Source organism: Achromobacter sp. MUI-25009338 (genome assembly GCF_057359325.1).
Window position 1 is genome coordinate 1,122,314 of sequence record NZ_CM170627.1, and the last position, 24,876, is coordinate 1,147,189.

The following is a 24,876-nucleotide window of genomic DNA, read 5'->3' on the forward strand; positions in this document are numbered from 1 at the left end:
GCCGCGCGAGGTCTTGAACGAAATTGCAGCCCGGCCCGCGCTCAGCCGGCGGCCCGGGCGTAGCGCGCCGGCGAGACGCCGTAGGCGCGCACGAACAGCCGGGTCATGTGGCTCTGGTCGGCGAAACCGCCGGCCGCCGCGGCCTCGGCCAGCGCCGTGCCCTGGCGGATCAGGCTGCGCGCCAGCAGCAGCCGGCGCTGCATCTGGTAGGCATGCGGCGTCAGGCCGGTGGCCTGGGAGAAGGCCCGCAGCACCTGATAGCGGCTCAGGCCGCTGGCCGCGGCCAGGTCGGCCAGCGACAGCGCGGCGGCCGGATCGTCGTCGATCAGGCTGCGCGCGTGGCGGATCGCGTCGGGCGCGCCGCGCGGCCGGTCGCGGCCGCGCGCCGGCGCCGCGCCCGCCCGCGCCAGGATGCGCAGCAGCAGCACGTCGCAAGCCAGCGGCGCGGCGCCGACCGTCGCCTGCGCGTACAGCGCCAGCACGTCGCGGGCCAGTTCGGGGCGGTCCTGCGCGGGGTGTTCGAATTCGTAGCCGCGCAGGGCGGCGGGCAGTCCGGCGGCGGCTTCGGCCACCACCTGCGGGTCCAGGTACAGCATCTGCCAGGCGCGCAGGCCGTCGCCCAGCGGCGCGCCGTCGTGCACTTCGCCCGGATTGACGGTGATGACGTGGCCCGGGCCGGCCTCGACCTGGCCGCGGCCGCTATGGGAAACCTGGGCGCCCAGGCGCATGACGCCGATGCCGTACTGCTCGTGCGTATGACGCGCGAACCGGTGCCGGCTGTGCGCGGCCACGGCCTGCACGCCGGCGAGCGCGCTGCGCTGCATGAGGAACTGGCCTGGGTTCATGGGAGCGGTCGGCCTCCGTAGTCGGACCCCAGGCAGTATCGCCCGCCCGGGCCGGCGCGATCAAGCTATTGCAGGCCGTTCCAGCGGGCCACGGCGGGTTCGGCCGCGGCCCATTTCCATTGGCCGCCGGGCTGGCGGCAGATCAGGCTGGTGTAGGCGGGCGCCGGCGCCTGGTCCTGCTCGACCGTGAACAGCACTTCGCGGCAGCGCGTCAGCGGGGTGTCGATGTCGCGCACCACCTGGATGGCGCCGCGCTCGTTGCCCACCGGCAGCGCATGGCGGATCTGCCACTGCCGCACGTGCCCGATGGCGAGTTCGCCGGCGGCGTTGGCCATGACGTTCTGCTGGTCGTTCTTCCATTCGCGCAGCACGTATTTCACGCTGGCGTCGACCGCGGCCTGCACGGTCACGCCGATGGCGTAGCCCGCCACCGGATTGGCGGTGGCCGCGCCGCTGACCGTGCCGACCACGGCGCCGGCCGCGCCGCCGATGGACGAGCTCTGGCAGCCGGCCAGTCCCAGGCTGGCGGCCGCCAGCAGGCTTGCGGCGCGCATCACTGCAGCGAGCCCCAGCGCGCGGTGGCCGGCTCGGCGCTGGCCCAGCGCCAGCGCGCGCCGTCGCGGCACACGGTGGTGACGTAGAACTCGCGCGCGGGCGGTGCGCCGCGCTGTTCGGCCGGGGTGTCGATGGAGAACACCACTTCCTTGCATTCCAGGTCCACGCCGCCGATCAGCCGGCTGACGGTGACCTGGCCCTGCGCGTCGCTTTCGATGGGAAGCTGGTGCCTGACCTGCCAGCTGGCCACCTTGCCCACGGCCAGCGGGCCGGCGGCGGCGGCGATCGCGTCCTGCTCCTCGCCGCGGGTCTTGCGCTGGGCATAGGCCAGGGCGGCCTGCGCGCCGGCCTGCACGCCCAGGCCGATGCCGGTGGCCACCGTGGGGTTGTCCGTGACCTTGTTGGCGATGGCGGTGCCGGCGATGCCGGCGGCCGCGCCGGTGCCCTCGCTCAGCAGCGAACTGCAGCCCGACAGCGCCATGAGCGCGGCGAGGGCGAGCGCGCCGCGGACCGCGGCGCCGGGCGAAAAAATGTACGACAAACTACCTGCCCTCCTGCGTGATGCCTGGCGCGGCAAGTATAGGAGCGCGCGCCTGCGCGCCGGTAGCGGATTTGCATTTGTTGGCAATTTTGCGCGCGTATCTACGGGACAGCACACTAGACGCGCGCGCCCTTGGTGTAGACCTCGCGCAACGCGGCGGCGAACAGCGCGTCGACGTTGCGGCGCAGGCCGTCGGAGCGCGTGAAGAGCGAGATCGGCGGCAGGGTCCAGTCGAACGAATACGGCACGATGGCCGCGCCGGCGATGCGCACCAGTTCGTCGGCGATGTCGGCCGGCAGGATGGTGACCGCGCGGTCGCTGGCGACCACCATTTCCCCGATCAGCTTGGAGGAATCGCTCTGCACCGAGGGCGGCGGGGGCGCGAGCCCGGCGCGCAGGAAGATGTCGGCCACCTGCTCGCGGATCGGGCTGCCGGGCGTGCCGAGTATCCAGTCCAGGTCGGCCAGCCGGTTCCATTCCAGCCGCGACCGGGCGAGCCGCGCGGCCAGCCGGCGGCTGGCGATCAGGCGCGGCTGCTGGCGGTAAAGCACCTCGAAGGCGATGTTGGTCATGTCCACCGACGGGGTGGCCCAGCCCACCACCAGGTCCAGGCTGTGGTCGCGCAGCTGGCGCAGCAGGGCCGGACCCTGGCCTTCGTGGATGGTGGCGGTGATGTGGCGGCCCTGCGGGAGGGTGCGGCCGATGGCCGCCGACAGCATCTGGCCCGAAACGAACGGGATGACGCCGATATGCAGATGGGCCGCGTGGCCGGCGGCCACCGCCTCCATTTCCTGGACCAGATGGCCCAGGTCGTGGACCAGGGCGCGGGCCCGGGCCAGCACCACGGCGCCCAGGGCGGTGGGCGTCATGCCGCGCACGGAGCGGTCGAACAGCGGCACGCCGAACATGTTTTCCAGCTCGGCCAGGGCGTTGGTGACCGCCGGCTGGCTGGTGGCCATGTGCTCGGCCACCCGGGTCAGCGAGCCGTGCTGCTCGATCTGCAACAGCAGCATCAGGTGGCGCATCTTCAGCCGCGAGGTCAGTTTCCGGACCACCAGGTCCGGATCGAAGGCGGTCATAGGGAATGCATAAGGTAAACGTAATGGGACGATATTAAATCCGAATGATCTACTTATGTCTTGGAGCCTAGAATTTTTCTATCTCAACCAGGAGGCACAGCTCCATGAATGACCAGTCGGACCGCCAGGCGGCATTGGACTATCACGAATATCCCACCCCGGGGAAAGTCTCGGTCGTGGCTTCCAAGCCGCTGGTCAACCAGCGCGACCTGGCGCTGGCCTATTCGCCCGGCGTGGCGGCGGCCTGCGAGGAAATCGTGGCCGACCCGGCCAACGTGTTCCGCTACACCGGCCGCGGCAACCTGGTGGGCGTGATCACCAACGGCACCGCGGTGCTGGGCCTGGGCAATATCGGCGCGCTGGCGTCCAAGCCGGTGATGGAAGGCAAGGCGGTGCTGTTCAAGAAGTTCGCCGGCCTGGACGTGTTCGACATCGAGATCAACGAGACCGACCCGGACAAGCTGGTCGAGATCATCGCCGGCCTGGAAGCCACTTTCGGCGGCATCAACCTCGAAGACATCAAGGCCCCCGAATGCTTCATCGTCGAGCGCAAGCTGCGCGACCGCATGAAGATCCCGGTTTTCCATGACGACCAGCACGGCACCGCCATTACCGTGTCGGCGGCCTTCATCAACGGCCTGAAGGTGGTGGGCAAGGACATCAAGCAGGTCAAGGTGGTGACCTCGGGCGCCGGCGCGGCCGCGCTGGCCTGCCTGGACCTGATGGTGGACCTGGGGCTGCCGCTGGAGAACGTCTGGGTCACCGACATCGAAGGCGTGGTCTACGAAGGCCGCACGGCGCTGATGGACCCGGACAAGGCGCGCTTCGCGCAAAAGACCGACGCGCGCAAGCTGGCCGAGGTGATCCAGGGCGCCGACGTATTCCTGGGCCTGTCGGCCGGCGGCGTGCTCAAGCCGGAGATGGTGGCGGCGATGGGTCCGCGTCCGCTGATCCTGGCGCTGGCCAACCCGACGCCGGAGATCCTGCCGGAAGTGGCGCACGGCGTGCGCGACGACGTGGTGATGGCCACGGGCCGTTCGGACTACCCGAACCAGGTCAACAACGTGCTGTGCTTTCCGTACATTTTCCGCGGCGCGCTGGACGTGGGCGCCACGACCATCACGCGCGAGATGGAAAAGGCGGCGGTGTACGCCATCGCCGAGCTGGCCGAGGAAGAGCAGAACGAAGTGGTGGCGGCCGCCTACGGCACCTATGACATTTCGTTCGGCCCGGACTACCTGATTCCCAAGCCGTTCGATCCGCGGCTGATCGTGCGCATCGCGCCGGCGGTGGCCAAGGCGGCGATGGAAGACGGCGTGGCCACGCGCCCGCTGGCCGACCTGGAGGCCTACGAGGCGCAGCTGCAGCAGTTCGTGTACCACTCGGGCGCGTTCATGAAGCCGCTGTTCGCGGCGGCCAAAAACATCGTGCGCGAGGGCGGCAAGGCTCGCATCGTGTTCACCGAAGGCGAGGACGAGCGCGTGCTGCGCGCGGTGCAGGTGGTGGTCGACGAAGGCCTGGCCCGCCCCATCCTGGTGGGCCGCCCGTCGGTGCTGCTGGCCCGCATCGAGAAATTCGGCCTGCGCCTGCGCCTGGGCGAGGACGTGGAAGTCACCAACCCGGAATACGACGAGCGCTTCCATCAGTACTGGACCACGTACTGGGAGCTGATGTGCCGCCGCGGCATCACCAAGGAGATGGCGCGGGTCGAGATGCGCCGCCGCCTGACGCTGATCGGCGCGATGATGGTGCGCCTGGGCGACGCCGACGGCATGGTCTGCGGCACGGTCGGCGCCTACCACGACCACCTGCGTTTCGTGGACGAGGTGATCGGCCGCCGTCCGGGCCACAACGTGTACGCGGCCATGAACATCCTGCTGCTCAACGAGCGCACGGTGGTGCTGGTCGACACCCACGTCAACGACGAGCCCACGGCCGAACAGATCGCCGAGTTCACGGTGATGGCGGCGCAGGAAATGGCGCGCATGAACCTGGCGCCCAAGGTGGCGCTGCTGTCGCGCTCGAACTTCGGCACCGGCAGCTCGGCCTCGGGCGCGAAGATGCGCCGCGCGCTGGAGCTGGTGCGGGAGATCGATCCGGAACTGGAGATCGACGGCGAGATGCACGGCGACTGCGCGCTGGACGAGGCGCTGCGCATGCGCATCCTGCCTTCGTCCTCGCTCAAGGGCGAGGCCAACCTGCTGGTGTGCCCGAACGTGGACGCCGGCAACATCGCCTACAACCTGCTCAAGACCACCGCGGGCAGCAACGTGGCGGTGGGTCCGTTCCTGCTGGGCGCGAACGCGCCGGTGCACATCCTGACCTCCAGCTCGACCGTGCGCCGCATCATCAACATGGCGGCGATGACGGTGCTGGACGCCAACCGGATCGAGCCCCAGGCCTGATCGCCCGCGTAGCCTGCAAAAAAAGCGCGCTGCCCCATCGCAGGATGGGCGCAGCGCGCTTTTTTCTGGCGAGCCGGCGCGCTTAGTGGCTGCTGGCCTTCCAGGTGCCGTCGGGCTGCTTGCAGAACCAGAACTGCCATTTTTCCGTGGTGGCGGCGCGGGCGAAATCGCCCACCAGGAAGCGACAGGTCTGGTCGTTCTTGACCGTCGTGGTCTGGGTGGGCGTGAGCTGCACCGTGATCGGCGCGGCTTTCTTGGGCTGGTGCGTGCTGGTCCATTCGGTGCGCTGGCCGTCGGCCGAATTGTTCAGCGCCTGCGCGACGGCCTCGTGGAACGAGCTGCGGTCGGCCTTGGGGATCTGGGTGATGATGGCATTGTTCAGCATGACCGGCGGCGCAGCGGTCGCCGTGGCCGAGACGCCGCATGCCACGAGCAAAGAGGCAAGAACGCGGGTGGTTTTCAAGATGTGGCTCCCTGATTCGTAAAGTCGTTATGTGATGCCGGATCTCGGGGCGATAGTACCGCAGCGCGCCTCGATGAACGAAAAAAAAGCCCCCACGCCGCGCACGCTGCGCGTGCTTGCTGCCCCCCCGAGGGGGCGTTTTTGTCTTGGGGCGGCCCGGCGACAAAAAAGGCCCCCACGCCGCGCACGCTACGCGTGCTTGCTGCCCCGAGGGGGCGTTTTTGTCTTGGGGCGGCCCGGCGACAAAAAAGGCCGCCCGAACTGCCGGCGGCCAAGGTACAACAAGGGGAAGGGTGGATTCGTGCGGGCTTTATTCGCCGTAGACGCCGGCGAACGGCATGTCGTTGGGTTCGACGCCGCTGACCAGGCCGGCAGCCTTGGCGGCGGCCAGTTCGGCGCGCACTTCGGCGCGGGTCTTGCCTGATTGGGGGGCGCCGTAGACGCCGGCGAAGGGCATGTCGTTGGGTTCGACGTCGCTGACCTGGCCGGCGGCCTTGGCGGCAGCCAGTTCGGCTTGCACCTGGGCGCGGGTCGGGCCTTCGTACGGGGTGCCGTAGACGCCCTGGAACGGGACGTTGTTGGGTTCGATGTTGGGCGAGGCGGCATAGGCGCCGGCGCTCAGCGCGGCCAGGGACATCACCAGGGTGGTAGCAAGGGTCTTCGTGGTCTTCATGATAAATCTCCGATTTCAAGAGCTTGGGAGCGAATTCGGCGGCCTATCCGTCGTGCTTCGTTGCTGTTTCCCGATGGCTCAATATTGCGCGGAATCGGAGTAGGGATAAACCCTGGTATCGGTAAAAGATAATTCCATAGATGGAAAGAACGGCCTATTTTAAGGCTATAGTTTCCATTAATGGGATCGATTGACGGGCGTCTCAGTAGTGCGGCGGCAGCTCGTCGCGCAGGCTGCGAAAGGGCGCGGCGCCCTCGGGCGCCTGCTGGCGCAGCTCGGCGACTTCGCGCATCAGGCGGTCTATCTGCTGTTGCTGGCGGACGATGATCTGGTTGAGCTGGTCCAGCAGGTCGTCGGCGAAGCTGGCCTTGACTTCCAGCTCCAGCAGGCGGCGTTCGATGTCTTGCATGTTATCCATGGGCGCCATTAGAACCGATTCCCGGAATCGAGGAGGCGGATTTGGCAGGATGGTTGGACCGCGGCGCGCGGCGCCGGGTGCTGCAGGGATTGCTGGCCTCGGCGCCGGCGGCCGCGGCCTGGGCGCAGCCGGCCGCGCCCGGCCCCGGCTCCGCCGAACTCCCGGCCGTCGTGGTCACCGGCACCCGTCTGGGCAGTCCGGTGATGCAGACGCCGGCCTCGGTGGACGTGGTCGAGGGCGCGCAGATGCGCCGCGGCCAGCCCGGGATCAACCTGTCCGAAGGGCTGGCCGGCGTGCCCGGGCTGCAGATCCAGAACCGCCAGAACTACGCCCAGGATCTGCAGATTTCCAGCCGCGGCTTCGGCGCGCGCGCCAGCTTCGGCGTGCGCGGCGTGCGCCTGTACGTGGACGGCATACCGGCCACCATGCCGGACGGGCAGGGCCAGACCTCGAACATCGACATCGGCTCGATCGGCCAGGTCGAGGTGCTGCGCGGGCCGTTCTCCGCGCTGTACGGAAATTCATCCGGCGGCGTGATCCTGGTGAACACCGAAGACGGGGTCGAGCCGCCCTCGCTGTCCGCCAGCGGCTGGGGCGGCAGCTACGCCACCTGGCGCTACGGCCTGCGCGCCAACGGGGCCTCCGGCGGGCTGGACTACGTGCTGGACCTGACCCGGTTCACCACCGACGGCTACCGCGACCACAGCGCCGCGCGCAAGAACCTGGGCAACGCCAAGCTGGGCCTGCAGCTGGACGACGCCAGCCGGCTGACGCTGGTGGCCAACAGCGTGGACCTGAAGGCGCAGGACCCATTGGGCCTGACATATCGCCAGTTCCAGGACGATCCCAGGGCCGCGCCGCTGGCCGAGCTGTACGACACGCGCAAAAGCGTCAGGCAGACCCAGGGCGGCGCGGTCTACGAGCGCGCCATCGACGGGCGTAACAGCCTGCGCCTGATGGTCTATTACGGCCAGCGCGACACCACGCAGTACCAGTCCATCCCGCCGGCCGCGCAGATGGCGCCGTCGCAGGCCGGCGGCGTCATCGACCTGAAGCGCCGCTACGGCGGGGCCGACCTGCGCTGGACCTCGGATGTCTCGCTGGCGGGCCGGCCGCTGACGCTGATCGGCGGCTTTTCCTACGACACGCTGAGCGAGGACCGCAAGGGTTACCAGAACTACACCGGCGACGGGGCGAATCGCCAGCTGGGCGTGCGCGGCGCGCTGCGGCGCGACGAAACCAATACCGTCTACAACGCCGATCCCTACGTGCAGGCGTCCTGGCAGTTCGCCGAACGCTGGACGCTGGACGCGGGCCTGCGCTACAGCACGGTCAAGTTCGATTCCGACGACCGCTACGTCGCGCCCGGCAACGCCGACGACAGCGGCGCGGCGCGCTACCGCAAGGCGCTGCCGGTAGCGGCGCTGCGCTATGCGCCCGATCCGGCGCTCAGCCTCTACGCCTCGTACGGGCGCGGCTTCGAGACGCCGACGCTGAACGAGCTTTCGTACCGGCCCGGCGGCGCGCCCGGCCTGAATTTCGGGCTGGCGCCGGCCGTCAGCGACAATCTGGAAGCAGGGGTGAAGGCGCAGCTCGCCGGCGGCCTGCTGACCGCGGCGGTGTTCCATACCGGCACCGACGACGAGATCGTCGCGGCCGGCAGCGCGGGCGGCCGCACCAGTTACCAGAACGCCGGGCGCACGCGGCGCGACGGCGTGGAGCTGGGCTGGTCCGGCGAGTTCGCGCGCCACGGCCGCACCCGGTTTGCCTATACCTGGCTGGACGCGCGCTACGTCGACGACGGGCCCGGCGCGATCCGCGCCGGCAACCGGATACCGGGCATCGCGCGCCAGGCGGCCTATGCGTCGCTGGCCTGGGCGCCGCCCGAGGGATGGCAGGCCTCGGTGGAGGCGCGCCTGTTGAGCCAGGTCTACGTCGACGACGCCAACGACGGCGACGCGCCCGGCTATTTCGTGGCGGCGCTGAGCCTGGGCTACGTGAAGAAACTCGGTCCGTGGGAGCTGAACGCCTATGCGCGCGTGGACAATCTGTTCGACCGCCGCTACGCCGGCTCGGTGATCGTCAACGAGGTCAACGGCCGCTATTACGAACCGGCCGCGGGCCGCAGCCTGGGCGCCGGCGTCGGCGCCACCTACCGCTACTGAAGCGGCTGCGGATAACAGACGCCGTAGTCCTCGCAGGCCGGGCAGCCCGGCGCCTGCGCCGGCGCGAGGCCCGCCCGTTCGTAGGCCGCATAGGCCAGGAACTGCTTCCAGCGCAGGTTGCCCACGTTGCGCGCCACCAGGCCGGGATAGTGGCGCGCCAGCAGCGCGGTCACGTCTTCGCGGCCGGACAGGCCCAGGTCGCGCCACAGGTGGTCGGGGCGCAGGCAGGCATGGGCCAGCGCGCCGGTGACCCAGGCCGTGATGTCGGCCGTCGGCACGCTCCAGGCCTGCAGCAACCCGCGCAGCATCTGCTTGAACGCTGCCTGCTCTGCGTCCAGGACCGGCGCGGCGAGGGCGGCGCGCTGTGCGCGCAGTTCGGCCGGCGCGGCGCCCGGGAACAGCCGCGCCAGCAGGCCGTCCAGTTCCTGCGGCGTCAGGCCGCAGCCGCCCAGGTCGCCAAGCGCCAGGCGCTTGCCCAGCACCGCCGCGAAGAAGCCGGCGTCGGGATGGCACGGCGGCGCGTGGCGCAGCAGCGTCTGGGCGAGCCGTTCGGCGCGGTCGGTGTCGGCAAGTGCGGGAGTTTGCATGGCGGATGCGCGGTTTCGTTATTTACTTGAATATATAACGAAACCGCGCAGGCGAAAAAAAACAGGCGCCGGAGCGCCTGTTTTTCTGCTTCAACGGCTGGCCGCCATTACATGGGGTGGCCCATGTTGACGTTCATGTTGTACAGCACCCATGCCGAACCGCCGACGATGATGGCGATGATCAGCACGGTGAAGACGAACGTGGCCAGGTTGTCGCGGGCCGACTTCGATGCGCCCATGTGCAGGAAGTACACCAGCTGCACCAGCAGCTGGAGCACGCACAGCGCCACCACGCCGATGATCGTGGCGGTATGGGACAGCGCGCCGTTCATCACCAGGCCGAAGGAGCCGAAGGTGAGAAGCAGCGAAAGCACGAAACCGATGATGTAGGACTTCACGGTGCCGTGGTCGGCGGCGTGATCGTCGTGGCCGTGTGCGGCCGCAGCGGAGTGCGACATCAGATGGCTCCCATGAGATAGACGAAGGTGAAGACGCAGATCCAGACGATGTCCAGGAAGTGCCAGAACAGGCTCAGGCACGCCAGACGACGCTTGTTGATCGAGTCCAGGCCGTGGCGGCGGATCATGTCGAGCATGACGATGATCCAGATCAGGCCGAACGTGACGTGCAGGCCGTGCGTGCCGATCAGCGTGAAGAACGCCGACAGGTACGCGCTGCGGCCCGGGCCGGCGCCGATCGAGATCAGGTGATGGAATTCATAGACTTCCATCGCGATGAAGCCCGCGCCGAACAGGAACGTCACCATGAGCCAGCCCATGGCTCGGCTCTTGTTGCCGGCGTGCACGTTCAGGTTGGCCATGCCGAAGGTGAAGCTGGAGAACAGCAGCAACAGCGTTTCGACCAGCACGAACTTCAGGTCGAACAGTTCCTTGCCCGTGGGGCCGCCCGCGGTGGCGTTGAACAGCACCGCGAACGTGGCGAACAGGACCGAGAAGATCAGCAGGTCGCTCATCAGATAGACCCAGAAACCGAATACGGTCTTGGATCCATCGTCATGATGCGCGTGATCGTCGTGACCCGCGTGGGGGAGAGTGGCTACGGCTTGAATCATGGCTCAGGCGGCCTTCTGCATTTTGTCAAAGTGAGCGTTTTCGATGCGTTCGACTTCCTTGGCCGGGACCCAGTAGTCGACGTCGCGGTCATAGGCGCGGACGATGAACGAACCGATCATGCCGACGAAACCGACGATGGACAGCCACCAGATGTGCCAGATCAGGGCGAAGCACATGACCAGGCCGAACGCGCCGATGAAGACGCCGGCGGCGGTGTTCTTCGGCATGTGGATGTCCTCGTACTTGGCGGGACGCTTGTACGCCTTGCCGTTCTGCTTGTCTTCCCAGAACTGGTCCAGTTCATCGACGTGAGGAACGTGGGCGAAGTTGTAGAAAGGAGCCGGCGAGGCGATCGACCATTCCAGCGTGCGGCCATCCCAGGGATCGCCGGTGAGGTCCTGGTTCTGCTTGCGCTGGTAGATCGAGACAAACACTTGCTGCAGCAGGAACCAGATGCCCAGCATGATCAGCGCGGCGCCGACCAGGGCGACCAGCAGGTACGGTTGCCATTCGGGGTTGTCGTAGTGGTTCAGGCGGCGCGTCATGCCCTTGAAGCCCAGGATGTACAGGGGCATGAAGGCCAGGAAGAAGCCGACGAACCAGCAGTAGAACGAATAGCGGCCCAGGCGCTCGTTCAGCTTGAAGCCGAACGCCTTGGGGAACCAGTAGGTCATGCCCGCGATGCAGCCGAAGACCACGCCGCCGATGATGGTGTTGTGGAAGTGCGCGATCAGGAACAGGCTGTTGTGCAGCACGAACGACACGCCCGGGATGGCCAGCATCACGCCGGTCATGCCGCCGATGACGAACACGATCATGAAGCCCAGCGTCCACAGCACCGGCGTGGTGATGCGCAGGCGGCCGCGGTAGATGGTGAACAGCCAGTTGAAGATCTTCGCGCCCGTCGGGATCGAGATGATCATTGTCGCTATGCCGAAGAAGGCATTGACGTTGGCTCCCGCGCCCATGGTGAAGAAGTGGTGCAGCCAGACCAGGAACGACAGCACGCCGATGGCGGCCGTGGCGTAGACCATGGACTTGTAGCCGAACAGGGTCTTGCGGGCGAAGGTGGCGACGATCTCCGAGTACACGCCGAAAGCGGGCAGCACCAGGATGTAGACCTCGGGGTGGCCCCAGATCCAGATCAGGTTCACGTACATCATGACGTTGCCGCCCATGTCGTTCGTGAAGAAGTGCGTGCCCAGGTAGCGGTCCATGGTCAGCAGCGCGAGCGTGGCGGCCAGCACGGGGAAGGCGGCGACGATCAGGACGTTGGTGACCAGCGAGGTCCACGTGAAGATCGGCATCTTCATCAGGCTCATGCCCGGCGCGCGCATGCGCAGGATGGTCACGATGAAGTTGATGCCGGAAAGCGTGGTCCCGAGCCCGGATATCTGCAGCGCCCAGATGTAGTAGTCCACCCCGACGCTCGGGCTGTAGTCGAGCCCCGAGAGCGGCGGATAGGCCAGCCAGCCGGTCGCGGCGAATTCACCGACGAACAGCGAGATCATCATGAGCGCGACGCCGGCGCCGAACAGCCAGAAGCTCAGCGAGTTCAGGAACGGGTAGGCCACGTCGCGGGCGCCGATCTGCAGCGGCACCACCAGGTTCATCAGCCCGGTGATGAAGGGCATCGCCATGAAGAAAATCATGATGACGCCGTGGGCGGTGAAGATCTGGTCGTAGTGGTGCGGCGGCAGGAAGCCGGCCGAGTCGGCGGAGGCGACCGCCAGCTGGGTGCGCATCATGATGGCGTCGGCGAAGCCGCGCAGCAGCATGATCAGCGCGACGATGATGTACATCACGCCGATGCGCTTGTGGTCGACGGAGGTCAGCCATTCCGTCCAGAGGTACTTCCACTTGCGGAAGTAGGTGATGGCGCCCAGGAGCGCTACGCCTCCCAGGCACACGGCGGCCAGCGTAACCATGACGATGGGTTCATGGAACGGAATGGCCTCGAGGGTAAGTTTCCCGAGCATTGTTAGTTGATTCCTGCGATCAGATTATTCGACGTGGGAGTGCACGTGGCGGAGTCCACGCCGGCCATCTTGGTCATCGTGCTGCCCAGGATGTACTCGAACATGGAGGGCGGCACCGACGAATACTTGACTACCGGATTGTGTTCGCTGCGCTTGGTCAGCTCGGCGTAGACCTCGGGGGTCAGCGCGCCGGGAGCGGCCTTGGCTTCCTTGATCCAGTTGTCGAACCCTTCTTGCGACATGGCGTGCGCCTTGAAGCGCATGCCCGAGAAACCGCCGCCGCTGTAGTTGGCCGAAATGCCGGCGTAGGTGCCGATTTCGCGCGCGTTCAGGTGCAGCTTGGTCTCCATGCCGGCCATCGAGTAGATCTGGCTGCCCAGCTGCGGGATGAAGAACGAGTTCATGACCGTGGCCGAGGTGATCCGGAAATTGACCGGAACGTCCACCGGGAAGGCGATCTCGTTGACCGTGGCGATGTCGTACTCGGGGTAGATGAACAGCCACTTCCAATCCAGCGAAACCACCTCGATGGTCACCGGCTTGTGCTCGGAGACGAGCGGCTTGTAGGGGTCCAGCGCATGCGTGGAGCGCCAGGTGATCACGGCGAGGATCGCCACGATGATGCAGGGCACGCTCCAGACCACGACTTCGATCGCGGTGGAGTGGGCCCACTTGGGCTGGTAATCGGCTTTGGTATTGGATGCGCGGTATTTCCAGGCGAATGCCAGGATCATGACGATGACCGGAATCACGACGATGAGCATGAGCCCGGTCGTCGTGAACAGCAGCGTCCTTTCCTGCATGCCGATGTCTCCCTTGGGGGAGAGGATTTCCATGTTGCAGCCGCCAAGCAGCATGACCGCGCCGACGCCAATAATGCGCGTAAGGGTCGCAAGGAGGGGGTGTTTCACGTACAGCCTTGGATGGATGATGGGAAATGCTGCGTAGCAGCAGACTGGAATGCTGCTAGGCAGCAACGTCCATCCTATCGGTTTGATCTGGGTCAAGCCTGCGACGAATGGTCGCATTGCCTGGCGCCGCGCCGGCCCCATTGTCCGGGCTTAGGGGTTTTCCCTGGCGGGAGAAGGGTTTAGCGCCGGGGGCGGGGTGCGACGATATGTCGCACCTGCACAAAGCCGGGGTGCGACTTTATGTCGCACCTGCACAAATCAGTCGACCAGCACTTCGCGTTCCGGCCCCGGTTTTTTCGCCAGCTTGCGCTGCAGGGAGCGGCGGTGCATGCCGAGCAGGCGGGCGGCGGCCGAGACGTTGCCGCCGGTTTCGTGCAGGGCCTGGTGGATGTGTTCCCATTCCAGGCGGTGCAGCGGGGTCATGGTGGTTTCGATGGCCACGGACTCGGGCTTCACCAGCCCCAGCGTGCGCAGGATCATGGGCGCGGTGGCCGGCTTGGGCAGGTAATCGTCGGCGCCGCGCTTGATGGCCTCCACGGCGGTGGCCACGCTGGCGTAGCCGGTGACCAGCAGGATGCGCATGTCCGCGCGCAGCGCGCGCAGCGGGCGGATCAGGGTCAGGCCGGAGTCCTCGCCCAGGCGCAGGTCCACCAGGGCGAAGGCGGGGCGGATCTCTTCGGCCACGCGCAGCGCTTCCGCGATGCCGGTGGCGGTGCGGGTTTCCAGGCCGCGCCGCGACAGGCTGCGCTGCAGCGTGCGGACGTAAAGCTCGTCGTCGTCGATCAACAGGCCAAGATCGGTTGGATTCATCACATTCAAGTCCCTGGACTGCCCTGGGTCTGGCCCAGCGGCAGGTAAAAGCGGATGCGCGTGCCTCCCCCTTCGGCGGCGGTCATGGTCATTTCTCCTCCGAGCTGCTCGACCGTGGCGTGCGACAGCGCCAGGCCCACGCCCAACCCTCCCGGCTTGCCGCTGTTGAACAGGCTGGTGGCCGGCAGCACGGTGTGGTCGGGGTCGAAACCCTGGCCGTAGTCCCGCACTTCGCCGCGCAAGGCGCCATAGCCGTACTCCAGATGCAGGTCCACGCGCGGCACGTTGACGGCTTCGCCGGCGTCGGCCGCGTTGTTCAGGAGCGCCTGCAGCAGATGGGCGATGGCCGGATCGACCCGCAGGCTGCCGGGCAGGGCGCCCGAACGCTGCAGATCGATGGTCGGCCGGATCAGGCGCCATTGTCCCACCACGCGCACCAGGTCCACGGCGGTTGGGACCGCCAGATTGCGGATACGTTCCCGGCACAGGGCCAGAAGCTGGCTGAGCGTGGACACGTCGGCGCGCAGATCTTCGTCCTTGACCTCGGCGGCGATCTCGTCGGCCAGCAGCGTCATGGTCGCCAGCGGCGTGTTCAGCTCGTGCGCCATGGCCGCGGCGTGGGTGGCCAGCGCCACGATGCCCTCGTTGCGGGTGAAGCGCTCGCGCAGCCGGGCCAGTTCGCGCTCGCGGGCGCGCAGGTCCGAGGCCAGGCGGGTGGAGAACACCAGCACCACCACCACCGAGATCAGGAAGTTGGCGCCGATGCCCCACAGCAGCAGGTTGTGCGAATCCACCTCGCCGCGCAGCGGCTGGCCGAAGATGGCGGCCGCCGCGTAGCCGGAGATCCCCGCCACCGCCGCGGCCAGCGCCCAGTTGCGCGGCAGCGCCAGGGCCGCCAGCGCGGTCAGGATCAGGAACATCATGCCGAACGGATTGTTGATGCCGCCGCTCCAGCCCACCATCCAGGCCAGCACGGCCATGTCCACCAGCAGATGGCCGAACGCGGTCGCGTGCGACAGGTCGCGGCGCTGGCGCAGCCGCAGGCTGGCGTAGACGTTGAACCCGATCAGCGCGCCCACGCCCAGCCATAGCGGCTCCAGCGGCAGGGCCAGGCCCAGCACGCCGCTGGCCAGCAGGATGGTCGCGGCCTGGCCCGCGATGGCGAGCCAGCGCAGACTGCAGAGGGTACGCAGGAAGGAAAAGGCGGAACTACCGGGCATATCCAGACACAGAGGGCCGGCCAGCGGGCCGGCGGGGCCAGCGTCCGGCTGTGCGCGACGCTGGCATCCGGGGCGCGGCGGGGGCGCCGGCGCGGATGTGCAGGCATTGTATGGCGAATCGGCGGCGGACTCCGGCGCCAGGGGGAATGATTGTGTCCCCAATTATCCGGGCGCCGGCGTCCCGCTTCAATGCGCGTGGCCGGCCGCGGGCTTGGCCGCCGCGCCCAGCGGCCGCGCCTCGGCGTCCACCGTGATGCGGCGCTGCTGGCGCTGGGCGTCCTCGATCACCAGCGTCAGCGGCACGTGCTGGCCCGCGTTGATCTGGCTGACCAGGTCGATCAGCATGACGTGGTAGCCGCCGGGCTTGAGCTCGACCGCCTGACCGGCGGGCAGGTCGATGCCGGGCACCTGCCGCATTTTCATGACGTTGTCCTGCATCGCCATTTCGTGGATCTCCACGTTCCGGGCGGCCGGCGACTCCACCGCGACCAGGCGCGCCGGCGCGGTGGAGGTCAGGCGCATGAAGGCGCCGGTGGCGTGCTGGTTGGGTACGCTGGCGCGGACCCAGGGTTCCTGCACCGAGAGCGAGGCGTCCTGGGCGAAGGCGGTCGGGGCGGCGGCCAGGGCGCACAGGGCGAAGGCGGCGGCCAGGGATTTGAATGCGGTTGCTTGCATGGCTTGTTCCTATCTCTATTAGTAGCGGGCGGGTCAGAGCACGGTGCGCAGGTCTTCGACGCATTCCTGCGCGCTTTGCTGGTGGCGCAGGGCCAGGCGCAGCTTGCCCTGGGCGTCGATGACGTAGGTCAGGGCGGTGTGGTCCATGGTGTAGGACGAGCCCGTGGCGACCTTCTGGTAATAGACCTTGAACGACTGGGCGGCGGCGCGGGTCTGCTCGGCGTCGCCGCGCAGGCCGATGAAGCCCGGATCGAAGGCCTGGGTATAGGCGCGCAGGATCTCGGGCGTGTCGCGCTCGGGGTCCACGCTGATGAAGAGCACGCGCAGCCGTTCTGCGTCCGCGCCCAGCAAGTTCTTGATTTCCACGGCGCGCGTGAGCGCGGTGGGGCAGATGTCCGGGCATTGGGTGAAGCCGAAGAACAGCATGACCGGATGGCCGCGGTAGTCGGCCAGCGTGCGGGGCTTGCCGTCGGTGTCCTGCAGCTGGAAATCGCCGGCCGGCATTTCGGAGAGATCCATGCCGTGCAGTTTCGGGGCATCGGGGCCGCAGCCGCTCAGGGCCAGCAGCGCGAGCGAGGACAGCAGCACGCGGCGCCGCGGATCGGGCGCGTGCGAGGGCGCGCCGGCGGGGGCGCGCAGAAAGCGGGAAAACATGTTTACCTCGTCGGTTGACGTTCGGGCAGGGCGCGCGGCGCGGCCGCGCGGTTATGCGGCGTCAGGCGAGGAAAGGCGGAGCACGCGAGCCCAGCGGCGGGCCCTGGGCGCCTTGCGTGGGCAGGGCGCGGGCAGCGGGCCGCGGCGGCGCATGCCGCGCGGCGGCGGGAACGAGGACGGCGGGCGCGGCGGCTGGCGCGGGCGTGAGATGCGCAAGCAGGCCGAAGGGGCACTGCGCGCCGGAGCCGGCGTTATCGTGGCCGGCGTTCTTGCCCGACCGGGACTTGGCGGCCAGCTGCAGGGCCAGCGCCGGCGGGGCGCCGGCGGCCGAGCAGAAGGTGACTTCGAGCCGGCCGTCGTGCAGCGCGCCCACGTCGGGCATATAGCCGGCCGGCACCAGCGCGCGCAGCGCCAGCGCCATCAGCGCCAGCCACAGCAGGGCCGTGGCGCGCGCGGCGCGTGCGGCGGGCTGGCGACGGAGCTGGCGGGACGTGGCTGGCATGACGGCCATTCTACCCGCGCCGCCGCGCGAAAATCTTGGTACCCTTGAACGCACTTCGTCCCGACCACCGATTTTCAGTGCCCCAGGTTTCAGCGCTTTCCTCGTCCCCTGTCCCACTCATAGGCGCGCCGCATGCCGGCGCCAGCCGGCCCCGGCCGTCGCGGCACCGGTCCATCCTGCGCCGCTGGCTGGGGCTGGCCGGCATCGCGCTGCTGGTGCTGCTGTCGGCCTGCGGTTCCACCAAGGTCCAGCCCGGCTATTACCGCGTGCAGTCGGGCGACACGCTCTACCAGATCGCGCGCAAGCAGGGCGCCAGCGTCAGCGACCTGGTGCGCTGGAACCGCCTGTCCAACGCCAACGCCATCGAGGTCGGCCAGGTGCTGCGCGTCGAACCGCCCGCCGGCCAGGCGCGCACGTCCACGCCCACCAAGGCCAAGACGCGCGCGCAGACCACGCGCAAGCCGGCGGCCACCTCGTCGGCGCGGCGGCGCACGGCGCCGCCGGGCGCGATCTCGCTGATCTGGCCGGCGCAGGGCAAGGTCACGCGCGGCTACGACGGCTCGGGGTCCAACGGCATCGTCATCAGCAATTCCGCCGGCACGCCGGTGGTGGCGGCGGCGCCGGGCACGGTGGCTTATTCGGGCAGCGGGCTGCGCGGCTACGGCCATCTGGTCATCGTCAAGCACAACGCCAGCTTCCTGAGCATCTACGCCCATAACCGCAAGCTGCTGGTCACCGAAGGCCAGCGCGTCAGCCAGGGGCAGAAGATCGCGGAAATGGGCAATAGCGACAGCAAGCAGGTGGGCCTGTATTTCGAGCTGCGCTACGACGGCCAGGCCGTCGATCCGGCCGGCTCGCTGCCGCCGAAGTAAGCCGCGCCGCCCTCAGACGCCCGGGGCGGCGTGCGCCGCCTCCTGCGTCAGGGTGGAGATGAACGCCGCGGTGCGCGGGTCCGCGGGCCGGCTGAACAGCTGGCCCGAATCGCCGGATTCGACCACGGCGCCGTCCAGCAGGAACACCACCTCGCGCGATACGCTGGCCGCCAGCCGCAGGTCGTGCGTGGCCATCAGCATGGTCATGCCCTCGGCCGCCAGCTGGCGCAGCACGTCCACCACCTCGGCCGCCAGGCCGGGATCGAGCGCCGAGGTCGGCTCGTCGCACAGCAGCACGCGCGGCGCCGGCGCCAGCGCGCGGGCGATGGCCACACGCTGCTGCTGTCCGCCCGACAGGTTGGCGGGCCAGGCGTCGGCCTTCGGCAGCATGCCGACCTTTTGCAGCAGTTCCTCGGCGCGGGCGCGGGCCCGGTCGGCCGGCCACTTCTGCACCGTCACCAGGCCTTCCATGACATTGCCGATCACGGTCTGGTGCGGAAACAGCTGGAAGTTCTGGAACACCATGCCGGTCTGCATGCGCACGCGCTGCACCTGCTCGCGCGGCAGCTTGCGGCCGGGTTCGAACTCCACGCTTTCCGGGCCGATCACGAGCCGGCCGCGGTCGGGCACTTCGAGCAGGTTCACGCAGCGCAGCAGCGTGCTCTTGCCGCTGCCGGACGGGCCGATCAGGGCGGTGACGCTGCCTTCGGCGATACTCACGTCGACCTGCTTGAGCACCGGGTTGCCGCCGAACGCTTTCTCTATCTTTTCCAGGCGGATCATCGGTTCTTCTCCGCAAACACCGCGTGCTGGCCGAAGCGCCTTTCCAGCCGGACCTGGGCGGCCGACAGGACGGAACTGAACGCCAGGTAGATCAGCGCGGTCTCGGTGTAGAGGATCAGCGGTTCATAGGTGACCGCGGCGATGCGCTGCGCGGCCTGGAAAATCTCGGGCACGGTGATCGCCGCGGCCAGCGAGGTGTCCTTGACCAGCGCGATGAAGGAATTCGACAGCGGCGGCACGGCCACGCGGGCCGCCTGCGGCAGCACGGTGCGGCGCAGCGCCTGCGCGCGCGTCATGCTCAGCGAATAGGCGGCCTCCCATTGGCCCTTGCCGATGGATTCGATGGCGCCGCGGATGACTTCCGAGTTGTAGGCGCCCACGTTGAGCGTGAAGCCGATCAGCGCGGCCGGCAGCGGGTCCAGCACCAGGCCCGCCTTGGGCAGCCCGTAGAAGATCACGAAGAGCTGCACCAGCAGCGGCGTGCCGCGGATCAGCCACACGTAGAAACGCGCCACCGCCACCAGCGGCGCCGGGCCGAACAGCCGGATCAGCGCGACCACGAAGGCCAGCGCCAGGCCCAGCACGAAAGACAGCAGCGTCAGCGGCACCGTGAACGTCAGCCCGGCCATGAGCAGCGGCCAGAACGAATCGGCCATGAGCTGGATCCAGGCCGGCATCGTCCACGCCGCGACCTGGGCCAGCAGCCAGTCGGGCATCACCGCTTGCAGCCAGGCAGGTGGCGTCATGTAGGCTCCAGCGGCTTATTGGGCCGACAGGTCGGTGCCGAAGTATTTGACCGAGATGGTCTTGTAGGTGCCGTCGGCCTTCATGTCGGCCAGCGCCTTGTTGATGGCGGCCTGCAGCTCGGGGTTGCCCTTGCGGATCAGCACGCCCGAGTTGCTGAATTCGGCGGTCTTGTCGGTGGCGGCGATCTTGACGCGCGCGTTGGGCTTTTGCTTCTTGAAATCCAGGAACGACAGGTTGTCGTTGACCGTGGCTTCGACCCGGCCCGAGGTCAGCAGGTCGATGGCCTCGTTGAAGCCCTGCACCGCGATGACCTGCGCGCCGTGGCTCTGCGCGAGCTTGCCGAAATTGCTGGTCAGCGTGTTGGCCGACTTCTTGCCCTTGAGATCGGCGAAGGACTTGATGCTGGTGTTGTCGTCGCGCACGATCAGCACGGCGGCCGAGGAGATGTACGGATCGGAAAAGTCGTACTTGGCGCGGCGCGCGTCGGTGATGCCCACCTGGTTGATCACGGCGTCGTAGCGCTTGGCGTCCAGGCCGGCGATGAGGCCGTCCCACTTGCCTTCGACGAACTGGGCCTTCACGCCCAGGCGCTGGGCGATGGCCCGGCCGATGTCCACGTCGAAACCGGTAAGCTCGCCGGATGCGTCGTGGAAAGTGAAGGGAGCGTAGGTGCCTTCGGTGCCGATCTTGAAGACGCCCGCGGCCTTGATCTGGTCCAGGCCGGACTGGGCATGGGCGGCGGACAGGGCGGCGAACTGGACCAGGCCGGCGGCCAGCAGGGTACGGAAGAGTTTCATGGCGGTGCTCCACGGATGGTGGGTATCACTGTGGAGAGCATGCGGGGCTGCGATGCCCTCCGGCGTAGCCGCACTCTAACAACTGGCCTATTTTTCCACAAAGCATAAGGAATAGTAAAAATATAGCGGCAAGTCATATGGTGTTACCCAAGCCCCGGCGCCCAGCCGCCGGGCTCTTTCATGCGGGACCTTGATGGAGATCGGTGTGGAACAGCGATGGAACAGGCGGGCTTTCATGATGGCGGCCGCGGGCGCCGCGGCGGCCGGGGCGATGCCGGCCAGGGGCGCCGACGGCGCGCGGCGCATGCCGGGCGGAGGCAGCATCACGGACGTGGCCGGCCTGCGCGTGGGCCACTACACCGATACGCGCCGCCCGACGGGCTGCACGGTCATCATCGCCGAGGCCGGCGCCACGGGCGGGGTCGACGTGCGCGGCGCGGCGCCCGGCACCCGTGAAACCGACCTGCTTGATCCGATGAACATGGTGGAGCAGGTGCACGCCGTCCTGCTGGCCGGCGGCAGCGCGTTCGGCCTGGACGCGGCCTCCGGCGTCATGCGCTACCTGGAGGAAAAGAAGATCGGTTTCGACGTGGGCGTGGCGCACGTGCCCATCGTGCCGGCGGCCATTCTGTTCGACCTGGGGGTGGGCGACGCCTCGATCCGCCCGGACGCGGCCGCCGGCTACCAGGCCTGCAAGACGGCCAGCGAGCAGGCCTCCGAAGAGGGCAACGTCGGCGCGGGGGCGGGCGCGACGGTGGGCAAGCTGTACGGTCCCAGGCGCGCCATGAAGGGCGGGCTGGGCAGCGCCTCGCTGCGCGTGGCTGGCGTGACCGTGGGCGCCATCGTGGCGGTCAACGCGGTGGGCGACGTGCTGGACCCGTCGACCGGACGCATCCTGGCCGGCGCGCGCACCGCCGACGGCAAGATGCTGCTGGACACCCGCGCCGCCATCCTGGCCGGCGACCTGCCCAAGTCGATGCGCCCGGGCGCGGCCACCACCATCGGCGCGGTCGCCACCGACGCCAGGCTCACCAAGGCGCAGGCGCAGAAGATCGCCGCCATGGCGCACGATGGCCTGGCCCGGACCATCAACCCGATCCACACCATGCTCGACGGCGACACGATCTTTGCGTTGGGCACGGGGGCTTCCGGCAAGACCGCCAACGTCACGCTGCTGGGCGTGATGGCGGCCGAGGCCATGGCCATCGCGGTGCAGCGCGCCATCCTGTCGGCGCGCGCGCTGGAGGGCTATCCGGCCGCGGTGGATTTCATCGTCTGATATTGCGGGTTCGTCCGCCCGCCTGACCCGCCTTTGTCACAGAATCGGCCCATGATGCAAGGTCCGGCGCATGGCCGGCGTGGAGGGGCGCATGTACCAAGGCGAACGACTCAACGGCGCGACGCATCTGGCGGGCCTGGCGCTGGCGGTGGCCGCGTCGGGTGCGCTCATTTCGCGCGCCGCCGAACTCAACGTGAATACCCGCCAGATCGTCGGCTGCGCCGTGTTCGCCGCCTCCATGATCGCGGTCTACGCCTCGTCGGTGCTGTTCCACTGGTCGCGCGGCCGGCGCAAGGCGCTGTGGGCCAAGGCCGACCACAGCGCCATCTATCTGCTGATCGCCGGCACCTACACGCCGCTGGCGTTCGGCCCGGTCGAGCACGGCTGGGGCGCGGCCATGGGCGTGGCCATCTGGCTGCTGGCCGCGCTGGGCATCGGCCGTGAACTCTGGTGGGCGCGCGGGGCGCCGCCGGCGCTGCCGCTTTACCTGACGATGGGCTGGCTGGGCGTGGCGTTCGCCGCGCCCATCGCGGGTTCGCTATCGTCGGCCGGGCTGGCCTGGCTGCTGGCCGGCGCGGCCATCTATACCGCGGGCACGCTGTTCTACGTCAACGACAAGCGCTGGCGCCATGCGCATGGCATCTGGCATCTGTGCGTCATGGGCGGTACGGCCTGCCATTTCGTGACGGTGTTCGGGTTTCTGCATGCGGGGGCGGCTTTCGCCGCCTGATGGGTTGCGCGCGCTCGATATCTGAGTTTTTGCGCAAGGAATTTCGCGCTGCACCCATCCTACGATCCCCGAACGGCGAATGTTCGACGACTCGTAGGATGGGTGCAGCGCGAGAACCCCGACGCAAGAACCCAAGTCTCGAGCGCGCGGAACCCATCAGCCCCAAACCCACCCTAACTCACCGCCACCCTCCCAACGGCAACATCCCGCCGCGGCTCTTCACCTTGCGCATGACGATATGCGAGCAGAGATCCCGTACGCCCGGGATCTTGCTGAGCTTGTCCTCCACGAACTGCGAAAACGCCGCAAGATTGCGGGTGCGCACGGTCAGGATGTAGTTGGACGCGCCCGTCACGATGGAGGCCTCGGTGATTTCGTCGTGCAGCGCGATGCCGGCCAGGAATTCCTCGTGCCAACCGGGGCGGGACTGGTCCAGCGACACGTGCACCACGGCCTCCAGTTCGAAGCCCAGTTTTTCGCCGTCGAGCACGGCGCGGTAGCCGCGTATCAGGCCGGCTTCTTCCAGCGCGCGCACGCGCCGCAGGCAGGCCGAGGGCGACAGCGCCACCTGCTCGGCCAGGTCCTGGTTGCTGAGGTGGGCGTCTTCCTGCAGGCGGTAAAGAATCCGCTTGTCTATGGCGTCTATCTGCATGGCGCAATCAAATTCTGAAAAAGGCGGTTTCGTGCAATTGGCTGCGGAAACCTAGGGTATTCCGCGCCCGGATTTGCAATATATCAGCCTGCCGGCGCTGATAGTATTTATCGGGAAATATGCCCGAGATGGAGCCGTGATGAATACCCGCGAAGATTGCGTGAACGCCGACCGCCAGGACCCCCTGGCGCCCCTCAAAGACCGTTTCGACCTGCCGCCGGGCGTGCTGTACATGGACGGCAATTCGCTGGGCGTGCTGCCCAAGGCCGCCGCCGGCCGCGCGGCCGCCGTGATCGGCCAGGAATGGGGCGCGGGCCTGATCCGCAGCTGGAACACCGCCGGCTGGTTCGAGCTGCCCGCGCGCCTGGGCGACAAGCTGGGCGGCCTGCTGGGCGCGCGCGAAGGCGAGCTGGTGGTCACCGACACGACCTCGCTGAACATTTTCAAGGCGCTGGCCGCCGCGCTGCGCATCCAGCAGCAGAAGCAGCCGGCGCGCCGCGTGATCCTGTCCGAGCGCGACAACTTCCCCACCGATCTGTACATGATCCAGGGCATGATCGACCTGCTGCAGCAGGGCTACGAAATGCGCCTGATCGACGAGCAGCTGCCGCTGGAGGCCGCGCTGGACGATTCCGTGGCGGTGATGCTGCTCTCGTATGTGAACTACCGCAGCGGCCAGATGCACGACATGGCCGCCGTGACCGCGCTGGCGCACGAGCGCGGCGCGCTGGCGATCTGGGACCTGGCGCACGCCGCGGGCGCGGTGCCGGTGGATCTGAACGGCGCCGACGCCGACTTCGCCGTGGGCTGCACCTATAAGTACCTGAACGGCGGCCCCGGATCGCCGGCCTTCATCTGGGTGGCGCCGCGCCACACCAAGGACTTCCGGCAGCCGCTGTCCGGCTGGTGGGGCCATACGCGTCCCTTCGACATGGCGGTGGCCTACGAGCCGGCCGGCGGCATCCGGCGCTACCTGTGCGGCACCCAGCCCATCGTCTCGCTGTCGCTGGTGGAGTGCGGCCTGGACGTGGCGCTGGCGGCCGACATGGCCGAGGTGCGCAGGAAGTCGCTGGCGCTGGGCGACCTGTTCATCGCGCTGGTCGAGGCGCGCTGCGCGGATCATCCGCTGACGCTGGTGACGCCGCGCAGCCACGCCGAGCGCGGCAGCCACGTCAGTTTCCGCCATCCCAACGGCTTCGAGGTGATGCAGGCCCTGATCGCGCGCGGCGTCATCGGCGACTACCGCGAGCCCGAGGTGCTGCGCTTCGGCCTCACGCCGCTGTACTTCGGCTATGCCGACGTATGGGATGCGGTCGACATCCTGAAGGACGTGCTGGACAGCCGCGCCTGGGACCGGCCCGAGTTCAAGCTGCGCGCCGCCGTGACCTGAACCGGGACACGGCAGCGACAGATCCGAGCGCGGGCCGCAAAGGCCCTGTATCCAGATAGAGAGCGCAGTAC

At 68.2% G+C, this 24,876-nt stretch carries 27 protein-coding genes; 6 read left to right on the forward strand and 21 right to left on the reverse strand.

Going from position 1 to position 24,876, the window contains the following annotated elements; genetic code table 11:
- Positions 1-41: 41 nt before the first annotated feature.
- From AC1IQ6_RS05185 to AC1IQ6_RS05200, 4 genes are all read right to left on the reverse strand, one after another.
- On the reverse strand, positions 42-845 hold the full coding sequence (locus AC1IQ6_RS05185) for an AraC family transcriptional regulator (protein ID WP_485865985.1): 804 nt from the start codon (positions 843-845) through the stop codon (positions 42-44).
- Positions 846-910: 65 nt separating this feature from the next.
- Positions 911-1,399 (reverse strand): hypothetical protein, encoded by a 489-nt coding sequence (locus AC1IQ6_RS05190; RefSeq protein ID WP_102776401.1) that lies wholly within the window; start codon positions 1,397-1,399, stop codon positions 911-913.
- Entirely contained in the window at positions 1,399-1,881 is a 483-nt protein-coding gene (locus AC1IQ6_RS05195) for a hypothetical protein (protein WP_111826312.1), read from the reverse strand. Before AC1IQ6_RS05195 ends, AC1IQ6_RS05190 begins: the two co-directional genes overlap by 1 nt.
- Positions 1,882-2,057: 176 nt before the next feature.
- A complete protein-coding gene (locus AC1IQ6_RS05200) occupies positions 2,058-3,020 on the reverse strand; it encodes a LysR substrate-binding domain-containing protein (protein WP_102776399.1) in 963 nt (320 codons plus the stop codon).
- A 104-nt stretch (positions 3,021-3,124) separates the two neighbouring features.
- Here AC1IQ6_RS05200 and AC1IQ6_RS05205 point away from each other — a divergent pair, with 104 nt between their 5' ends.
- Positions 3,125-5,425: an NADP-dependent malic enzyme gene (locus tag AC1IQ6_RS05205; RefSeq protein WP_111825725.1), complete on the forward strand. Its 2,301-nt coding sequence runs from the start codon at positions 3,125-3,127 to the stop codon at positions 5,423-5,425.
- An 82-nt stretch (positions 5,426-5,507) separates the two neighbouring features.
- Here AC1IQ6_RS05205 and AC1IQ6_RS05210 read toward each other — a convergent pair whose 3' ends face one another.
- The 3 genes from AC1IQ6_RS05210 to AC1IQ6_RS05220 all read right to left on the reverse strand — a co-directional run bounded on the left by AC1IQ6_RS05210 (position 5,508) and on the right by AC1IQ6_RS05220 (position 6,979).
- A complete protein-coding gene (locus AC1IQ6_RS05210) occupies positions 5,508-5,810 on the reverse strand; it encodes a hypothetical protein (protein WP_479731155.1) in 303 nt (100 codons plus the stop codon).
- Between the two features lie 388 nt (positions 5,811-6,198).
- Positions 6,199-6,561, reverse strand: a complete 363-nt coding sequence (locus AC1IQ6_RS05215) for a DUF4148 domain-containing protein (protein WP_485865986.1) — start codon at positions 6,559-6,561, stop codon at positions 6,199-6,201.
- A gap of 202 nt (positions 6,562-6,763) precedes the next feature.
- A complete protein-coding gene (locus AC1IQ6_RS05220; RefSeq protein ID WP_102774154.1) occupies positions 6,764-6,979 on the reverse strand; it encodes a SlyX family protein in 216 nt (71 codons plus the stop codon).
- Positions 6,980-7,068: 89 nt separating this feature from the next.
- Here AC1IQ6_RS05220 and AC1IQ6_RS05225 point away from each other — a divergent pair, with 89 nt between their 5' ends.
- Positions 7,069-9,144, forward strand: coding sequence for a TonB-dependent receptor family protein (locus AC1IQ6_RS05225; protein WP_485866553.1), 2,076 nt, complete (start codon positions 7,069-7,071; stop codon positions 9,142-9,144).
- Here the strand turns inward: AC1IQ6_RS05225 and AC1IQ6_RS05230 are convergent.
- The 10 genes from AC1IQ6_RS05230 to AC1IQ6_RS05275 form a co-directional block, all read right to left on the reverse strand.
- Entirely contained in the window at positions 9,138-9,731 is a 594-nt protein-coding gene (locus AC1IQ6_RS05230; RefSeq protein WP_485865987.1) for a nitrogen fixation protein NifQ, read from the reverse strand. The genes AC1IQ6_RS05225 and AC1IQ6_RS05230 overlap by 7 nt on opposite strands.
- A gap of 107 nt (positions 9,732-9,838) precedes the next feature.
- A complete protein-coding gene (gene cyoD, locus AC1IQ6_RS05235; protein WP_102773801.1) occupies positions 9,839-10,189 on the reverse strand; it encodes a cytochrome o ubiquinol oxidase subunit IV in 351 nt (116 codons plus the stop codon).
- The gene (cyoC, locus tag AC1IQ6_RS05240) at positions 10,189-10,803 is read right to left on the reverse strand and encodes a cytochrome o ubiquinol oxidase subunit III (RefSeq protein ID WP_102773800.1); all 615 of its coding nucleotides are present in this window, start codon (positions 10,801-10,803) and stop codon (positions 10,189-10,191) included. The genes cyoD and cyoC overlap by 1 nt, the downstream gene beginning before the upstream one ends.
- Before the next feature lie 3 nt (positions 10,804-10,806).
- Entirely contained in the window at positions 10,807-12,783 is a 1,977-nt protein-coding gene (gene cyoB, locus AC1IQ6_RS05245) for a cytochrome o ubiquinol oxidase subunit I (RefSeq protein ID WP_102773799.1), read from the reverse strand.
- A 2-nt stretch (positions 12,784-12,785) separates the two neighbouring features.
- Complete coding sequence (gene cyoA / locus AC1IQ6_RS05250; protein WP_102773798.1) at positions 12,786-13,694, reverse strand: ubiquinol oxidase subunit II; 909 nt, start codon at positions 13,692-13,694, stop codon at positions 12,786-12,788.
- Between the two features lie 258 nt (positions 13,695-13,952).
- Entirely contained in the window at positions 13,953-14,504 is a 552-nt protein-coding gene (locus AC1IQ6_RS05255) for a response regulator transcription factor (RefSeq protein WP_102773797.1), read from the reverse strand.
- A gap of 5 nt (positions 14,505-14,509) precedes the next feature.
- A complete protein-coding gene (locus tag AC1IQ6_RS05260; RefSeq protein WP_479731156.1) occupies positions 14,510-15,724 on the reverse strand; it encodes an ATP-binding protein in 1,215 nt (404 codons plus the stop codon).
- Positions 15,725-15,910: 186 nt separating this feature from the next.
- Positions 15,911-16,399 (reverse strand): copper chaperone PCu(A)C, encoded by a 489-nt coding sequence (locus AC1IQ6_RS05265; protein WP_485865988.1) that lies wholly within the window; start codon positions 16,397-16,399, stop codon positions 15,911-15,913.
- Positions 16,400-16,432: 33 nt separating this feature from the next.
- The gene (locus AC1IQ6_RS05270) at positions 16,433-17,053 is read right to left on the reverse strand and encodes an SCO family protein (protein WP_479731157.1); all 621 of its coding nucleotides are present in this window, start codon (positions 17,051-17,053) and stop codon (positions 16,433-16,435) included.
- A 61-nt stretch (positions 17,054-17,114) separates the two neighbouring features.
- The gene (locus tag AC1IQ6_RS05275; protein WP_102774153.1) at positions 17,115-17,555 is read right to left on the reverse strand and encodes a DUF2946 family protein; all 441 of its coding nucleotides are present in this window, start codon (positions 17,553-17,555) and stop codon (positions 17,115-17,117) included.
- Positions 17,556-17,743: 188 nt separating this feature from the next.
- Between AC1IQ6_RS05275 and AC1IQ6_RS05280 the strand changes: the two genes are divergently transcribed.
- On the forward strand, positions 17,744-18,427 hold the full coding sequence (locus tag AC1IQ6_RS05280; RefSeq protein ID WP_246842483.1) for a peptidoglycan DD-metalloendopeptidase family protein: 684 nt from the start codon (positions 17,744-17,746) through the stop codon (positions 18,425-18,427).
- A gap of 12 nt (positions 18,428-18,439) precedes the next feature.
- Here AC1IQ6_RS05280 and AC1IQ6_RS05285 read toward each other — a convergent pair whose 3' ends face one another.
- The 3 genes from AC1IQ6_RS05285 to AC1IQ6_RS05295 form a co-directional block, all read right to left on the reverse strand.
- Entirely contained in the window at positions 18,440-19,210 is a 771-nt protein-coding gene (locus AC1IQ6_RS05285; RefSeq protein WP_485865989.1) for an amino acid ABC transporter ATP-binding protein, read from the reverse strand.
- Positions 19,207-19,887, reverse strand: coding sequence for an amino acid ABC transporter permease (locus tag AC1IQ6_RS05290; RefSeq protein ID WP_102774152.1), 681 nt, complete (start codon positions 19,885-19,887; stop codon positions 19,207-19,209). The genes AC1IQ6_RS05285 and AC1IQ6_RS05290 overlap by 4 nt, the downstream gene beginning before the upstream one ends.
- A gap of 84 nt (positions 19,888-19,971) precedes the next feature.
- Positions 19,972-20,754: an amino acid ABC transporter substrate-binding protein gene (locus AC1IQ6_RS05295; protein WP_102773791.1), complete on the reverse strand. Its 783-nt coding sequence runs from the start codon at positions 20,752-20,754 to the stop codon at positions 19,972-19,974.
- A 193-nt stretch (positions 20,755-20,947) separates the two neighbouring features.
- Here AC1IQ6_RS05295 and AC1IQ6_RS05300 point away from each other — a divergent pair, with 193 nt between their 5' ends.
- Positions 20,948-22,033 carry a P1 family peptidase gene (locus tag AC1IQ6_RS05300; RefSeq protein ID WP_485865990.1) on the forward strand — a complete coding sequence of 362 codons (1,086 nt, stop codon included), beginning with the start codon at positions 20,948-20,950 and terminating at the stop codon, positions 22,031-22,033.
- Between the two features lie 91 nt (positions 22,034-22,124).
- Positions 22,125-22,763, forward strand: a complete 639-nt coding sequence (gene trhA / locus AC1IQ6_RS05305) for a PAQR family membrane homeostasis protein TrhA (protein WP_111826309.1) — start codon at positions 22,125-22,127, stop codon at positions 22,761-22,763.
- 178 nt (positions 22,764-22,941) lie between these two features.
- Here the strand turns inward: trhA and AC1IQ6_RS05310 are convergent, their stop codons facing one another.
- Positions 22,942-23,415, reverse strand: coding sequence for an Lrp/AsnC family transcriptional regulator (locus tag AC1IQ6_RS05310; protein WP_102773789.1), 474 nt, complete (start codon positions 23,413-23,415; stop codon positions 22,942-22,944).
- A gap of 139 nt (positions 23,416-23,554) precedes the next feature.
- On the opposite strand from AC1IQ6_RS05310, the gene kynU reads away from it, so the two are divergent.
- Positions 23,555-24,805: a kynureninase gene (gene kynU / locus AC1IQ6_RS05315; protein WP_485865991.1), complete on the forward strand. Its 1,251-nt coding sequence runs from the start codon at positions 23,555-23,557 to the stop codon at positions 24,803-24,805.
- Positions 24,806-24,876: the final 71 nt, after the last annotated feature.